12 protein-coding genes are annotated in these 14,023 nt (G+C 63.4%); 5 read left to right on the forward strand and 7 right to left on the reverse strand.

Features of this window, described 5'->3' with window-relative positions; genetic code table 11:
* Positions 1 to 20 precede the first annotated feature (20 nt).
* The 4 genes from FQ775_RS04050 to FQ775_RS04065 all read left to right on the forward strand — a co-directional run bounded on the left by FQ775_RS04050 (position 21) and on the right by FQ775_RS04065 (position 5,390).
* Entirely contained in the window at positions 21 to 665 is a 645-nt protein-coding gene (locus FQ775_RS04050; protein WP_146299518.1) for an ATP-dependent Clp protease proteolytic subunit, read from the forward strand.
* A 271-nt stretch (positions 666 to 936) separates the two neighbouring features.
* Positions 937 to 2,223: an ATP-dependent Clp protease ATP-binding subunit ClpX gene (gene clpX / locus FQ775_RS04055; RefSeq protein WP_146299517.1), complete on the forward strand. Its 1,287-nt coding sequence runs from the start codon at positions 937 to 939 to the stop codon at positions 2,221 to 2,223.
* 278 nt (positions 2,224 to 2,501) lie between these two features.
* Complete coding sequence (gene lon / locus FQ775_RS04060) at positions 2,502 to 4,919, forward strand: endopeptidase La (protein WP_146299516.1); 2,418 nt, start codon at positions 2,502 to 2,504, stop codon at positions 4,917 to 4,919.
* Between the two features lie 198 nt (positions 4,920 to 5,117).
* Complete coding sequence (locus FQ775_RS04065) at positions 5,118 to 5,390, forward strand: HU family DNA-binding protein (protein ID WP_146299515.1); 273 nt, start codon at positions 5,118 to 5,120, stop codon at positions 5,388 to 5,390.
* Positions 5,391 to 5,467: 77 nt separating this feature from the next.
* Here the strand turns inward: FQ775_RS04065 and FQ775_RS04070 are convergent, their stop codons facing one another.
* A complete protein-coding gene (locus tag FQ775_RS04070; protein ID WP_146299514.1) occupies positions 5,468 to 6,172 on the reverse strand; it encodes a phosphoribosyltransferase in 705 nt (234 codons plus the stop codon).
* Positions 6,173 to 6,264: 92 nt separating this feature from the next.
* On the opposite strand from FQ775_RS04070, the gene FQ775_RS04075 reads away from it, so the two are divergent.
* Positions 6,265 to 7,449 (forward strand): M20 aminoacylase family protein, encoded by a 1,185-nt coding sequence (locus FQ775_RS04075; RefSeq protein ID WP_146299513.1) that lies wholly within the window; start codon positions 6,265 to 6,267, stop codon positions 7,447 to 7,449.
* A 3-nt stretch (positions 7,450 to 7,452) separates the two neighbouring features.
* Here FQ775_RS04075 and FQ775_RS04080 read toward each other — a convergent pair whose 3' ends face one another.
* The 6 genes from FQ775_RS04080 to FQ775_RS04105 all read right to left on the reverse strand — a co-directional run bounded on the left by FQ775_RS04080 (position 7,453) and on the right by FQ775_RS04105 (position 13,928).
* Complete coding sequence (locus FQ775_RS04080; RefSeq protein ID WP_146299512.1) at positions 7,453 to 8,376, reverse strand: nucleoside hydrolase; 924 nt, start codon at positions 8,374 to 8,376, stop codon at positions 7,453 to 7,455.
* Between the two features lie 49 nt (positions 8,377 to 8,425).
* Positions 8,426 to 9,832, reverse strand: coding sequence for a dipeptidase (locus FQ775_RS04085; protein WP_146299511.1), 1,407 nt, complete (start codon positions 9,830 to 9,832; stop codon positions 8,426 to 8,428).
* A gap of 88 nt (positions 9,833 to 9,920) precedes the next feature.
* Positions 9,921 to 11,243: an amidohydrolase family protein gene (locus FQ775_RS04090; protein WP_146299510.1), complete on the reverse strand. Its 1,323-nt coding sequence runs from the start codon at positions 11,241 to 11,243 to the stop codon at positions 9,921 to 9,923.
* Positions 11,243 to 12,307, reverse strand: a complete 1,065-nt coding sequence (locus FQ775_RS04095; protein WP_146299509.1) for an ABC transporter ATP-binding protein — start codon at positions 12,305 to 12,307, stop codon at positions 11,243 to 11,245. The genes FQ775_RS04090 and FQ775_RS04095 overlap by 1 nt, the downstream gene beginning before the upstream one ends.
* Before the next feature lie 5 nt (positions 12,308 to 12,312).
* Complete coding sequence (locus FQ775_RS04100; RefSeq protein ID WP_146299508.1) at positions 12,313 to 13,101, reverse strand: ABC transporter permease; 789 nt, start codon at positions 13,099 to 13,101, stop codon at positions 12,313 to 12,315.
* Complete coding sequence (locus FQ775_RS04105; protein WP_146299507.1) at positions 13,101 to 13,928, reverse strand: ABC transporter permease; 828 nt, start codon at positions 13,926 to 13,928, stop codon at positions 13,101 to 13,103. Before FQ775_RS04105 ends, FQ775_RS04100 begins: the two co-directional genes overlap by 1 nt.
* Between the last annotated feature and the right edge of the window lie 95 nt (positions 13,929 to 14,023).

The raw sequence follows: 14,023 nt of genomic DNA on the forward strand, positions 1-14,023 counted from the left end.
TCCGTGAAAGGGGACGCCCGATGAGAGACCCAGTCGAAACCGCGATGAACCTCGTTCCGATGGTCGTTGAGCAGACCAATCGCGGCGAACGGGCCTACGACATCTTCTCGCGGCTCCTCAAGGAACGCATCATCTTCATCACCGGCCCGATCGAGGACGGGATGGCAACGCTTGTGTGCGCGCAACTGCTGTTCCTCGAAGCCGAGAATCCCAAGAAGGAAATCGCGCTCTACATCAATTCGCCGGGCGGGGTCGTGACGAGCGGCATGGCGATCTACGACACGATGGAGTTCATCAAGCCGGCGGTGTCGACCCTGTGCATCGGTCAGGCCGCGTCGATGGGCTCGCTGCTTCTTTGCGCCGGCCACAAGGACATGCGTTTTGCGACGCCCAACGCCCGCATCATGGTCCACCAGCCCTCTGGTGGCTTCCAGGGCCAAGCGTCCGACATCGAGCGCCATGCCCAGGATATCATCAAGCTGAAGCGGCGTCTGAACGAGGTCTATGTCAAGCACACCGGCCAAGACTACGAGACGATCGAGAAAACGCTAGACCGCGATCACTTCATGACGTCGGAGGAGGCTCGCGACTTCGGCCTCGTTGACAAGGTCATCGCAAGCCGGTCGGCGATCGAGACGGAGGCCAAGGGCCAGCCTTCCAGCTGAATGTAGCGACGCGGGCGCTTGACGCATTTTTGAAACATTCTGCGGCAATTCTGTCACATTCGGGTGTTCCCACCGCAGGGGCGAACGCCTACGTTAAGCGTATGTTGAGTTTCGGGGGAATACCCTCGGACGGGGTTTGGCGAATCGTTGCCGCGTCACTCAAAGTGTGTTTCGTAAGAGCCAGGCGCTGGACGGAGGCGACGTTCGGGCTAGCCTGACGAGAGCGGAACCTGCCCGGCCCCGGCCGGAAGGGACTGAAAGGGTTGAAGGCATGAGCAAGGTCAGCAACAGCGGCGGCGGTGGTGGAGGTGACTCCAAGAACACGCTTTACTGCTCGTTCTGCGGCAAAAGCCAGCATGAGGTGCGCAAACTCATTGCCGGCCCGACCGTGTTCATCTGCGACGAATGCGTCGAACTGTGCATGGACATCATCCGCGAGGAGAACAAGACCTCGATGGTGAAGTCCCGCGAGGGCGTGCCGACTCCGCAGGAAATCATCACGGTTCTCGATGACTACGTGATCGGCCAGTCTTACGCCAAGCGCGTGCTGTCGGTGGCTGTCCACAACCACTACAAACGGCTCGCGCATGCGACCAAAAACAACGACGTCGAACTTGCGAAATCGAACATTCTGCTGATCGGTCCGACGGGTTGCGGCAAGACCCTGCTCGCGCAGACGCTCGCACGTATCATCGACGTGCCCTTCACCATGGCCGACGCCACGACCCTGACAGAGGCAGGTTACGTCGGCGAAGACGTCGAAAACATCATCCTGAAGCTGCTGCAGTCGGCCGACTACAACGTCGAGCGCGCTCAGCGCGGCATCGTCTATATCGACGAGATCGACAAGATTTCGCGCAAGTCGGACAACCCCTCCATCACCCGCGACGTGTCGGGTGAAGGTGTCCAGCAGGCGCTGCTGAAGATCATGGAAGGCACGGTTGCCTCGGTGCCGCCCCAGGGCGGGCGCAAGCATCCGCAGCAGGAGTTCCTTCAGGTCGACACCGCCAATATCCTGTTCATCTGTGGCGGCGCGTTCGCCGGCCTCGACAAGATCATCTCCGACCGCGGCCGCAAGACCTCGATCGGCTTCGGCGCCGAGGTCGCTTCGCCTGAGGATCGTCGTTCGGGCGAACTGTTCCGGTTGGTCGAGCCGGAAGATCTGCTGCGCTTCGGGCTGATCCCCGAGTTTGTCGGGCGGTTGCCGGTGCTGGCAACCCTCGAAGACCTCGACGAAGAGGCCCTGGTGCAAATTCTCAGCGAGCCCAAGAACGCGCTCGTCAAGCAGTACCAGCGCCTGTTCGACATGGAGAGCGTGGAACTGACTTTCCACGAATCCGCTCTGCTGGCCATCGCCCGCAAGGCAATCGAGCGCAAGACCGGCGCACGCGGCCTGCGCTCGATCATGGAATCGATCCTCCTCGACACCATGTTCGAGCTTCCGGCGCTCGAAGGCGTTCAGGAAGTGGTGATCTCGGAAGAAGTCGTGACCGGCCAGGCGCGGCCGCTCTACATCTATGCCGAACCCAAGAAGGAAAAGGCCAACGCAAGCGCCTGATCGGTCTTGCGTGGGCAAGGACCGCGCCCTCCGATCCCGGAGGGCAAGCGGTCGTTATGTTCCGTCATGCGTATGTGCTTGTTGACTGTCCTGCCCGCCTGGTCAGTGCCCTTGATCTTTGGTCGACACAGCGCCACCTAAGGAAAGTCGAGGCAGCCCGACCCGGTTCCGTGCTTGGCGTGGATTTGCGTAACGCAATCATAGGCGGAACGGCGCGCTGCCGCTAAAATGAGATTCGCGGTTGGCTCTTTGGCGGCCGTGGAATGAAAGGCAAGAATATGACCACATCCACCCGGTCCACCGGCGCTTCGTCGGGCAATGTCTTCGCGGTCCTCCCGCTGCGGGACATTGTCGTTTTCCCGCATATGATCGTGCCGCTTTTCGTGGGCCGTGAGAAGTCGATCAAGGCGCTCGAAGACGTGATGGGTGCGGACAAGCAGATCCTGCTTGCCACGCAGATGAATGCCGCCGATGACGACCCGGCTCCAGATGCCATTTACGAGGTCGGTACACTGGCCAACGTCCTTCAGCTGCTGAAGCTGCCAGACGGCACGGTGAAGGTGCTGGTGGAAGGCGCGTCGCGCGCTCGCATCACCGATTTCACCGATCGGGCGGATTTCCACGAGGTGCATGCCGAGATATTGGACGAGCCCGAGGAGGAAGAGGTCGAGATCGAGGCGCTTGCGCGCTCGGTCGTCGCCGACTTCGAGAATTACGTCAAGCTGAACAAGAAGATTTCGCCCGAGGTCGTCGGCGCCGCGAGCCAGATCGAGGACTACTCCAAGCTGGCCGACACCATCGCCTCGCATCTGGCGATCAAGATCCCCGAGAAGCAGGAAATGCTGGCCACGTTGCCGGTGCGCGAGCGCCTTGAGAAGGCGATGGGCTTCATGGAGGCCGAGATTTCCGTGCTCCAAGTGGAAAAGCGCATCCGTTCGCGCGTCAAGCGCCAGATGGAGAAGACGCAGCGCGAATACTACCTCAACGAGCAGATGAAGGCGATCCAGAAGGAGCTCGGCGAAGGCGAGGATGGCCGCGACGAGATGGCCGAACTCGAGGAACGCATCAAGAAGACCAAGCTGTCGAAGGAAGCGCGCGAGAAGGCGAACGCGGAGCTCAAGAAGCTGCGCACGATGTCGCCCATGTCGGCCGAGGCCACGGTCGTGCGCAACTATCTCGACTGGCTGCTGTCGATCCCGTGGAGCAAGAATTCGCGGGTCAAGCAGGATCTGCATTTCGCTCAGGAGGTTCTCGACACCGACCACTACGGGCTCGAGAAGGTCAAGGAGCGCATCGTCGAATACCTGGCCGTCCAGAGCCGGCAGAAAAAGCTGAAGGGGCCGATCCTGTGCCTCGTCGGCCCTCCCGGCGTCGGCAAGACCTCGCTCGGCAAGTCGATCGCGCGTGCCACCGGCCGTGAGTTCATCCGCATGGCGCTCGGCGGCGTGCGCGACGAGGCCGAGATTCGCGGCCACCGGCGCACTTACATTGGCTCGATGCCCGGCAAGGTCATCCAGTCGATGAAGAAGGCCAAGAAGTCCAACCCGCTCTTCCTGCTCGACGAGATCGACAAGATGGGCATGGATTTCCGCGGGGATCCGTCCTCCGCGCTGCTTGAGGTGCTGGATCCTGAGCAGAACTCGACCTTCATGGACCACTATCTGGAGGTGGAGTACGACCTGTCGAGCGTCATGTTCGTGACGACGGCCAACACGCTGAACATCCCGCCGGCCCTGATGGACCGCATGGAGATCATCCGTATCGCCGGCTACACCGAAGACGAGAAGGTCGAGATCGCCAAGCGGCACCTGCTGCCCAAGGCGATCCGCGATCACGCGCTGCAACCCAAGGAGTTCTCGGTCGACGAGGAAGCCATTCGTCTCGCGATCCGCACTTATACCCGCGAGGCAGGCGTGCGCAATCTCGAACGGGAACTGATGAAGCTGGCGCGCAAGGCTGTCACGGAGATCCTCAAGACCGGCAAGAAGTCGGTCAAGATCACCGAGAAGAACCTGGCCGACTATCTCGGCGTGCCGCGTTATCGCTTCGGCCGTGCCGAAGGCGAGGATCAGGTGGGCGTCGTCACCGGGCTTGCCTGGACCGAGGTCGGCGGCGAACTTCTGACGATCGAAGGCGTCATGATGCCTGGCAAGGGCAAGATGACGGTCACCGGCAATCTGCGCGACGTGATGAAGGAATCGATCTCGGCGGCGGCGTCCTATGTCCGCTCCCGGGCTGTCGATTTCGGCATCGAACCGCCAACCTTCGACAAGAAGGATATCCACGTCCATGTGCCCGAGGGCGCGACCCCGAAGGACGGCCCCTCGGCTGGCGTGGCGATGGTGACGGCAATCGTTTCGGTGCTGACCGGTATTCCTGTGCGCAAGGATGTCGCCATGACTGGCGAGATCACGCTGCGCGGCCATGTGCTGCCGATCGGCGGCCTCAAGGAAAAGCTGCTGGCCGCGCTCAGGGGAGGTATCAAGAAGGTACTGATCCCCGAGGAGAACGCCAAGGACCTGGCCGAAATACCGGACAATGTGAAGAGCGGGCTGGAGATCATTCCGGTCGCGCGCGTCGGCGAGGTGCTCAAGCATGCGCTGGAGCGCATGCCGGAGCCGATCGAATGGGTCGAACCCGTCGAGGCCGCCAAGTCCACGGCCGAGGATGCCGGCGCGCAGAGCCTCGCGCACTAGCCGTCTCGAAGGTTGTGCGCAACCATGAGTGGAAAGCCGGGCCTTGCGCCCGGCTTTTTCGTTGGAAAACGCCCGCGAAACCGCGCATTTCCGGTATTTAGCCGATTTGCTGCTTGGTTGTGGCGGCGCGAGTCCCTACAGTCCGGGCGCGGCGGATTGAGTCGCGACAAATGCGGTTTTTCAGCGAATGAGGATTTCATGAACAAGAACGAACTCGTATCGGCCGTCGCCGAAGCGGCCAGCCTCTCGAAGAGCGACGCCCAGTCTGCCGTTGAAGCCGTGTTCTCTGTGATCACCGGGGAACTCAAGAAGGGCGGCGACGTCCGTCTCGTCGGTTTCGGAAATTTCGAGGTTTCGCGGCGCGAGGCATCGACCGGCCGCAATCCGCAGACCGGCCAGCCGGTTCAGATTCCGGCCCGCAACGTGCCGAAGTTCTCGGCAGGCAAGGGCCTGAAAGACGCCGTCAACTGAGACGCGGAATCATCGATGTCCAGAAAAGCCGGGCTTGCCCGGCTTTTCTTTTGCGACGGATTGCCGGACGGTTGTGACTACTCGTCGGACAAGGGCAGCCAAACGTCGTCAGTCCCGGCTGCGAGCAAGGGTGTCGTGACCGCCGCGCGCACGAGGTCCGGCAGGTGCCGTTCGTGTTCAGCCAGGCTCGTACGCCACCTGACAGTCTGCGCCATGGCGTAGCAAAGCGCGACAGGGCGGATACGGGCTTTCTCAAGCAGCCGCACCGCCGCCAGCGTCGAACGGCCGGTGGAGATGACGTCATCGACCAGCACGACCCGACGGCCGTCCAGCAATGGTAACATCCGTGGGTCAAGAAACAGCGTGCGCTCGTGCCCGGGACTGGTGATCGAAGACATCGGCTCCGAGAGCCTCTCATCGTACCAGAATTTCCGCGACGTCCCGAGCGCTACCATGCGGGCATGACCGAGACGCCGCGCCACAGCATTGGCGAGTGGCAGGCCGAGGGTCGGCACGCCTACCACGACGTCCGGCGAGAGGGGTCGCAGGGTCGCCGTCATGGCCTCGGCGAGGGCGTCTTCCACGGCAAAGCTCGCCTGGTTGACGATGAGCGAGGCAACCGCGCGCCCGCTTCCGCCCGGCAGAACCCGGATCGGCAGAAGGAACTGACGACCGTCTGGCAAGGTCGCGGGAAAGAAGTCACGGTATTGGCCTTTCGCATCGGCAGAAAAGCTGTGTGGCGGGAAGATTTCCTGCCAGAATTCGTGCGGAGCGATTGGCAAGGCTTGGCCTTCTGTTGCAGATTTGGATGTGTGACGGGCCAATAGCGTTCAGCATCGTTGGCAGGACCGAATGGCGTACCGGGAGTTTAGTGATGGCGTCGGGGCAAGACCATGGTCAAGATGACGAAATCGCGTTTCTCACCGCATTGCGGCGCGATCTTCACGCGCATCCCGAACTCGGTTTCGAGGAGGAGCGCACGAGCACGCTCGTGCGCAAGCTGCTTTCGGAGGCGGGACTTGAGGTCCACAACGGCCTCGGCAAGACAGGCGTTGTCGCCACCCTGAGTGCGGGCGAGAAGGGAAGGCGCATCGCGCTGCGCGCCGACATGGACGCACTCGCCATGAGCGAGACCGCAGTCGAACGGCCGCACAGATCGGTTGTCGATGGCCGTATGCATGCCTGCGGCCATGACGGCCACACGGTGATGCTGCTGGGTGCGGCGAGGGCCCTGGCGCGACGAAACGATCTTCGCGGTACGGTACATTTTGTCTTTCAGCCCGCCGAGGAGGGCAGGGGCGGCGCCAAGGCGATGATCGATGACGGTTTCTTCGAACGCTATCCCGTCGACGCGGTTTATGGCCTGCATAATATGCCGGGCCTGGCTCCGGATCAGATCGCGGTGGTCGCGGGACCGCAACTGGCGAGTTCCGACCGCTGGCATGTGACGTTCCGCGGCGCTGGCACGCATGGCGCCAAGCCACATCTCGGCCGCGATACGGTGACCGCAGCCGGCCACTTCCTCACCGCCATCCACACCGTCGTCGCACGCCGCGTCGATCCGCTGGAGCCAGCAGTAGTCAGCGCCTGCGCGCTCGCCGCCGGGGATTTCGACGCGCTGAACGTCATTCCCGACGAAGCCCGCATCGGCGGCACCACCCGGGCCTATTCGGCCGAGGTGCGCGACCTGCTGGAGGGGGAGGTCGGCGGGTTGGCGCGGTCGACCGCTGCGATGTTCGGTGTTGATTGCGACTATCGCTATTTCCGGCAGATTCCGCCCGTCGTCAACGATCCGGAGGTAACGCGAATCGCACAACTGGCGGCCGAAAAGGCCGTCGGAACGGACCGGGTGGTGACGGCGTTCCCACCGTCGACGGCGGGCGACGACTTCGCCGTCTTTTCATCGCATGTGCCTGGAGCCTATGTCTGGCTCGGCAACGGGCCGGCGGAGAATGGCGCGCTGCACCACAACAGCCGCTACGATTTCAACGATGCGGCGATCCCGGCGGGTGTCAGGTTCTGGACGCGGCTGGTCGAACTGGAACTGGGGGCAGGCTGACGCTCAGCGCCGGCCCAGTGTCTCCAGCAGCAGTGAGAGCGCCCTTTCCGCATCGACGCGCATCGCAACGCTCGCAATCGGGCCATCTTCGGCGGGCTGCAGCGCGCCGGCATCGCTGCCGTCGCTGATATCTATTGTCAGCGCGTAGCGCTCGCACGAGAAGATATCCGGCCGAATGGCGAAAAGCATGACGCAAGGATCGTGGAGGGGGCGGCTTTCGCCGCCCGTGGTCGTTTGGAAATAGGCCTCGATCAGGTCAGCCGAGGCCGCTGCCGCTACGGTTCCCGTCTCCCTCAAGGATCGCACCCACGGACGCGAGGCGCGAACACGGCGCGTTACGTCGAGCGGGACCAGTGTCAGGTCGAGCCCGCTCCGCAAGATCATGTCAGCGGCTTCGGGGTCGGCGGCCAAGTTGAACTCGGCATGCGTCCCGACATTGCCGGGCTCCTCGACGGCGCCTCCCATGGCGACAATGCGTCCGATGCGGCCCGCGGCCTCCGGTGCATCACGCAACAGCTTGGCGAGATTGGTCAGCGGACCGAGGGCGAGGATGTCGAATGTTCCCGGCTCGTGCTTCAGAAGGCGCTCGGCAAGCCACGAAGCCGCATCTCCGCCGAGCGGCGGCGCTGCGGGTTCCGGAAAGGGCACGCCGCCAAGACCGTCGCCGCCGTGAATATCGGCGGTATCGAAACCCCGGCGCGCCAGCGGGGCGGAGGCGCCGGCAACGACGGGAATGTCGCTGCGGCCGGCGAGTGCCAGGATGCGGCAGGCGTTGCGCGTCGTCGTCTCGATCCCGATATTGCCGGCGACCGTCGTGATGCCGCGGATGTCGAAGAGTGCCGAGCCAAGAGCGAAAAGGATCGCCACGGCGTCGTCGATGCCGGGGTCGGTGTCGATGAAGACCGGGCGTGCCGTGGCTTCACTCATGCGCTGGGCACCTCGCGCTTCACGGGGCTTTTCGTGGCATTCACGCGCGTCATGGCTGGCGGCCGGCAAAGGCCGCCAGGATGCGTGCCCAGGAGCGAATGCCCTTGTGGAAGCTCGACATGTCGTATTTCTCGTTCGGGCTGTGGATGCGGTTGTCAAACTTGGCGAAGCCGACAAGAAGAGAATCCATTCCGAGCCGGTCCTTGAAGACGGTGGCGATCGGGATCGAACCGCCGGTGCCGGCGACCGCGGCCTCGCATTGCCACTCCTCCGACAGCGCGCCGAGTGCTTTCTGGAGGAGGGGACTGTCGATCGGCATCACCGTCGCCGAACTGCCACCATGCACGGCGAACGCGACGCTGCAGTCGGCCGGGACGTGCGCGCGGACATGGTCGCGGAATGCCGCCCTGATCTTCTCGGGGTCCTGCCCAGCCACGAGGCGGAACGAAATCTTGGCGTGAGCCTCGGCGGGGATCACCGTCTTGAAGCCGTCACCAGTGTAGCCGCCCCACATTCCGTTGATCTCGCAGGAAGGCCGCGCCCAGACCTGCTCGAGAACGGAATAGCCGGTTTCCCCCGCCGGGATCGACAGGCCGATATCGTTCAAAAAGCCCTTCTGATCGAATGGCAGCCGCTTCCAGCGTTCTTCGACCTCGCCAGGAAGCGGCCGGACGCCGTCATAAAATCCGTCAAGCGTAACGCTGCCGTCTGGCGCCCGCAGGGTGGCAATCGCATCCGAGAGCACTTGTAGCGGGTTGCGGGCCGCGTTGCCGAACATGCCGGAATGAAGGTCGCGGCTGGCGCAGCGTATAGTCAATTCCTCTTGCACGATGCCGCGCAGCATGGTGGTGATCGCCGGCGTCTTGTCGTCCCACATGTCGGTGTCGCAGACCAGCATGATATCGGCCTTCAGCTCTTCCCCCGCCTCATCGAGAAACGGTGCGAGGCTCTTGCTGCCCGATTCCTCTTCACCCTCGAACAGCATCGACACGCGGACCGGGAGGCTGCCGGTCACCGCCTTCCAGGCGCGGCAAGCCTCCACGAAGGTCATGAGTTGTCCCTTGTCGTCGGAAGCGCCGCGGGCAACGATCCAGGTATCGCCGTTCTCCTGTGGCACAAGCGTCGGTTCGAACGGGTCGGAGTTCCACAAGGGCAGCGGATCTACCGGCTGCACGTCGTAATGGCCGTAAAAGAGCACATGCGGCCCTGTGCTGGCGTCCGCGTGCCCGACCACCATGGGATGGCCGACGGTCGGTCGCACCGAGGCGTCGAAGCCGATCGCTTTCAGATCTTCTGCGAGCCACACCGCCGTGCGTCGACAGTCTTCGGCATAGGCAGGGTCGGTGGAGACGGAAGGGATTCTGATCAAGTCGAACAGCCGCTCGACGCTGGCGTCGAGATGGGCATCGATATGGTCAAGGACCGCGGCAAGTTTTTCGGCTGACGGTGCGCTCATCTTTTCCTCCTTATGGTGGCCGCCGGTTCGATCGATGCGAGGCCAATCGAGCACGCAACGGCGGCGAGCGATCACGCGGTCCAGCGGCTCAGCCGGCGGCGTCGATGCGGGACATTTCGGCCTTGAAGCGCACGGCGGTCTGCAGTGCGTCCCGCATCGCTTTCTTGCGTTCGACGGTCTCGACCACCCGGTCGCGCATCAGCCAGCGTCCCGCGACCATTACATCGCGTACATCACCGGCCATCGCCGAAAAGACCAGCGTCGCGTAAACGTCGTAGACTGGCTGCATGCGTGGGGCGGAAAGATCGATGCGGATCAGGTCGGCCTCCTTGCCCGGTTCCAGTGAGCCGATGCGGCCGTCCAGGCCGAGTACACGAGCGCCTTCGATCGTCGCCATGCGGATCACCTCTACCGACGGCATCGGCTTGCGGCTGTGTCCGAGAAGCTTCTGGAACATGGTCACCGGGCCAAACTGCGCGAAAAGGTCGAGCGTGTTGCCGCTCATCGGCCCATCGGTGGCGATGCCGACCGGCAGACCCGCCGCTTGCATCGCCTCGACCGGCGCGATGCCGCGTCCGGCCTTGGCGTTGGAGCGGGCATTGTGGGCGACACAGACCTTTGCATGCGCCATCTTTTTGATGTCGCTCTCCGAAACGTGCAGGCAGTGAGCGCAGATCAGTCCCTTGCGAAGCAGGCCGGCTTTTTCGACGACCTCGACCGGGCGCAAGCCATGGGTCTTTGCGCACCATTCCATTTCCGAATCCATTTCGGCGAGGTGTATCTGGACCGGAACGTCCGGATGCTCGTCGGCCCATCTGGCGACCCGGTTCATCACCGTGATGTCGGTCGAATAGGGCGCGTGCGGGGCGATTGACGGGATCACGCGTGGGTGGCCGGAAAACTCGGCCACAAGGGCCTCGGTCAGCGCGAAGCCCTCATCGATGGTCTTGTGGTCGGGCGGGTCGAAATCCGCGATGGTCTGGCCGACCACGCCGCGCAGGCCGGCCTTGTCGACGACCCGGCCGACTTCGGTCTCGAAATAGTACATGTCGGCGACCGTGGTGACGCCGCCCTCGATAAGTTCGAGCGCGGCGAGCGCGGTGCCGGTGCGCACCATCTCCGGCGTGACGAACTTGCGCTCCAGCGGGAGTACGTAGCGGTAGAGCCGGTCGTCGACGTCTTCGCCGAGCCCTCGAAACAGCGTCATCGCCATGTGGCAATGAGGATTCACCATGCCCGGCATGATGATGTCGCCGCCGACATCGACGACCTCCGCGCCAGGAATTTCGGGCGCCGGGCTGTCGCCGGTAGCGGCGATCGCGGTCCCTTCCACAACCACGAAGCCGCCCTCGACCACCGGCATGTCGGGTGTGCAGGCAAGCAGCGTAGCGTTGGTGATGAGAGTGGTCATCACCGCTCCGCTGCCAGGATGCAGCACTGGTCGGCCACCGGCACCAGCCGGACCCTGGCGCCGGTCTGCAACGGCACGGAAAGCGGGCCGTTGGCGATCAGGTTACCCGCCTCTGTTTCGCATTGATACTGGTAGGCCCGGCCGAGATAGGTCCTGAGGCCGAGCGACGCCGGAATGCCCTCGCCTTGCGGGTCGGCGCTGACCGCCAGCCCATCCGGGCGGGTGGCAAGCACGAAATCGTCGGCTATCTCGCCGAAGCGCGCCTGGTCGAGGTGCAGCCGCGCCCCGCCTGCCGCCTCGGCGGTGACCTTGTTGTCCTCGCGCTCGGCCACCTTCATCGGGATCAGGTTCTCGAAACCGACAAAACGTGCGACGAACGCGTTGGCGGGCCGTTGGTAAAGAATTTCGGGCGTATCGAATTGCATGATGCGCCCGGCGTTCATGATTGCGACCCGGTCGGAAATGGAGAACGCCTCTTCCTGATCGTGGGTGACGTAGACGGAAGTCGTGCCGTTGGCTCGCTGCAACTGCCGGATTTCCACCCGCATGTCGATCCTGAGCTTGGCGTCGAGATTGGATAGCGGTTCGTCGAACATCAGCAGCGGTGGCTCGATGACCAGTGCCCGGGCGAGCGCCACGCGCTGCTTCTGTCCGCCCGAAAGCGCGCCGGGCAGGCGGTCGGAAAGTTCCGAGAGCCCGACACGATCGAGCATGGCGCGAGCACGCTTTTCGCGCTCGGCCTGCGGGAGTCCGCGCTGCTTCAGCCCGAAGGCGACGTTGTCGAGCACGGAAAGGTGTGGGAACAGCGCATAGTTCTGGAAGACGAGCCCGATGTCGCGGCGGTGCGCGGGAAGCCGCGTCAGGTCGCGGCCGCCAAGCGTGATTGCGCCACTGGTCGGCTCAAGGAAGCCGGCGATCAGTCGGAGCGTCGTGGTCTTTCCGCAACCCGAGGCGCCGAGAAGCGAAACCAGTTCGCCGGCTTCGACGGCAAGCGACAAGTCTTCCAGCACCTTGGTGGTCCCATAGTGGGCGGTCACGTTTTCTACGGAAAGCGGTTGGGTCATGCGATCTACTTCGTCAGGAATGTCAGGCCGAGAGTGCGCTCCACCACTGCCATCACGCCGACGGTGAGGAACATCAGAAGCACCGACACCGAGGCAATCGTCGGGTCGAAGAACTGCTCGACATGGGCAAGGATCTGGATCGGCAGGGTGGAAATACCGGGGCCGGTGAGGAAGAGGGAGGTCGACACGTCGTTGATCGAGGTAATGAAGGCGAGGATGAAGGCGGCGATGACCCCAGAGCGGACGTTGGGCAGTACGATCGTGAAGAACGTTTTCGCTGGCGGACTGCCGAGGCTGATCGCCGCCTCCTCGATCGAAAAGTCGAATGAGGCGAGGCTGGCCGAAATCACCCGCACGCAATAGGGCAGGACAAGCAAGGTGTGGCCGATCAGAAGCGACAGGAAGATAGGCAGCGAGGCGCCGACGGCGACCGACTTCAGGAGCGAGAAGCCGAGCACGATCTCCGGCACCAGGATCGGCAGCACGAAGACGGTGGACAGCCACGACGGCAAACGCACGCGGTAGCGATTGAGCGCGTAGGCGGCGGGAATGCCGATCAGCAACGCCAGCCCGGTTGCCAGGAAGGCGAGTTCCAGGCTGGTGACGATGGTGCGGCGAAAGGCGCTGATCTCAAAGATGTTCTCGAACCATCTCAGCGTCAGACCCTGCGGCGGAAAGGTGAGATAGGTCGTGTCGGACAGCGCGGCGCCGATGACGATGATCAGAGGACCGACCAGCAAGACGTAGACCAGGGCCGCAAAGGCAATCAGGGCGCGGGGCGTCTGGCTCTTCATCACGTCGTCATCGGGTTCAGCCGCCGGGCGATACGGGTCATGGCAAGCACGACCGACACGGTGATGACGACCATAATGGCAGCAATGGTTGAGGCGCTGACCCAGTCGAAATTGACCATGGCGGCCTGGTACATCAGCGTTCCCATCATCATCTGGCGCTCGCCGCCGAGAAGCTGCGGGGTGGCATAGGAGGTGAACGAGCCGGTGAAAACCAGCACCGAACCGACGATCAATCCGGGCACGGCCAGCGGAAAAACCACCTGGCGGAAGGTCGCTGCCGGCGTGGCGCCGAGGGACGCGGAGGCCTGGAGCAGGTCTTCCGGGATATTCTCAAGCACGCCGATGACGGTGAGGATCATGAGCGGCGTGAACAGGTAGACCATAGCAATAATCACGGAGCCTTCGGTGTAGAGCATCGAGAAAGGCTCGTCGGTCACGCCGATGCCGATCAGGAAATTGTTCAGGATTCCATTGCGGCCAAGGATGATGAGCCAGGCGAAGGAGCGCACGACCACGCCGGTCAGGAGCGGGAACACGGCTGCGATGATCAGAATGCTTTTCAGTCGCCCCGGGGCCTTGGAGACCACGTAGGCGGTCAGAAAACCGAGCACCAGCGAGATGGCGGTGGTGGCGAGCGAGACCTCGAGGGTGCGCCACAGCACCGTGCGGCGGAAGCCGCTGTCGAGGAAGTCGAGATAGGGCGCGAAGAGGCCTGACTGGTCACCAAAGGTAGTGGCGATCGTCAGCGACACCGGCAGCACCAGGAACAGCGCCACCACAAGGGTGGCGGGGGAGGCGAGCATCCAGCCGGCGAAGCGTTTGAACATGATCGGGTGGCCCGGATGTCGAAGGACGGACGACCGCCGCGGGGCGGCATAAGTCTGGAGCGTTCCTGCTGCGATCGTGGCCGGCCGCCCCAAGG

The sequence above is a fragment of the Nitratireductor mangrovi genome, assembly GCF_007922615.2.
In the GTDB taxonomy this organism is placed as follows: Bacteria; Pseudomonadota; Alphaproteobacteria; order Rhizobiales; family Rhizobiaceae; genus Mangrovimarina; species Mangrovimarina mangrovi.

Coding starts and splice junctions, on each gene's coding strand:
- FQ775_RS04050 (WP_146299518.1), top strand. CDS start 21: ATGAGAGACCCAGTCGAAACCGCGATGAACCTCGTTCCGATGGTCGTT.
- clpX (WP_146299517.1), top strand. CDS start 937: ATGAGCAAGGTCAGCAACAGCGGCGGCGGTGGTGGAGGTGACTCCAAG.
- lon (WP_146299516.1), top strand. CDS start 2,502: ATGACCACATCCACCCGGTCCACCGGCGCTTCGTCGGGCAATGTCTTC.
- FQ775_RS04065 (WP_146299515.1), top strand. CDS start 5,118: ATGAACAAGAACGAACTCGTATCGGCCGTCGCCGAAGCGGCCAGCCTC.
- FQ775_RS04075 (WP_146299513.1), top strand. CDS start 6,265: ATGGCGTCGGGGCAAGACCATGGTCAAGATGACGAAATCGCGTTTCTC.
- FQ775_RS04080 (WP_146299512.1), bottom strand. CDS start 8,376: ATGAGTGAAGCCACGGCACGCCCGGTCTTCATCGACACCGACCCCGGC.
- FQ775_RS04085 (WP_146299511.1), bottom strand. CDS start 9,832: ATGAGCGCACCGTCAGCCGAAAAACTTGCCGCGGTCCTTGACCATATC.
- FQ775_RS04090 (WP_146299510.1), bottom strand. CDS start 11,243: ATGACCACTCTCATCACCAACGCTACGCTGCTTGCCTGCACACCCGAC.
- FQ775_RS04095 (WP_146299509.1), bottom strand. CDS start 12,307: ATGACCCAACCGCTTTCCGTAGAAAACGTGACCGCCCACTATGGGACC.
- FQ775_RS04100 (WP_146299508.1), bottom strand. CDS start 13,101: ATGAAGAGCCAGACGCCCCGCGCCCTGATTGCCTTTGCGGCCCTGGTC.
- FQ775_RS04105 (WP_146299507.1), bottom strand. CDS start 13,928: ATGTTCAAACGCTTCGCCGGCTGGATGCTCGCCTCCCCCGCCACCCTT.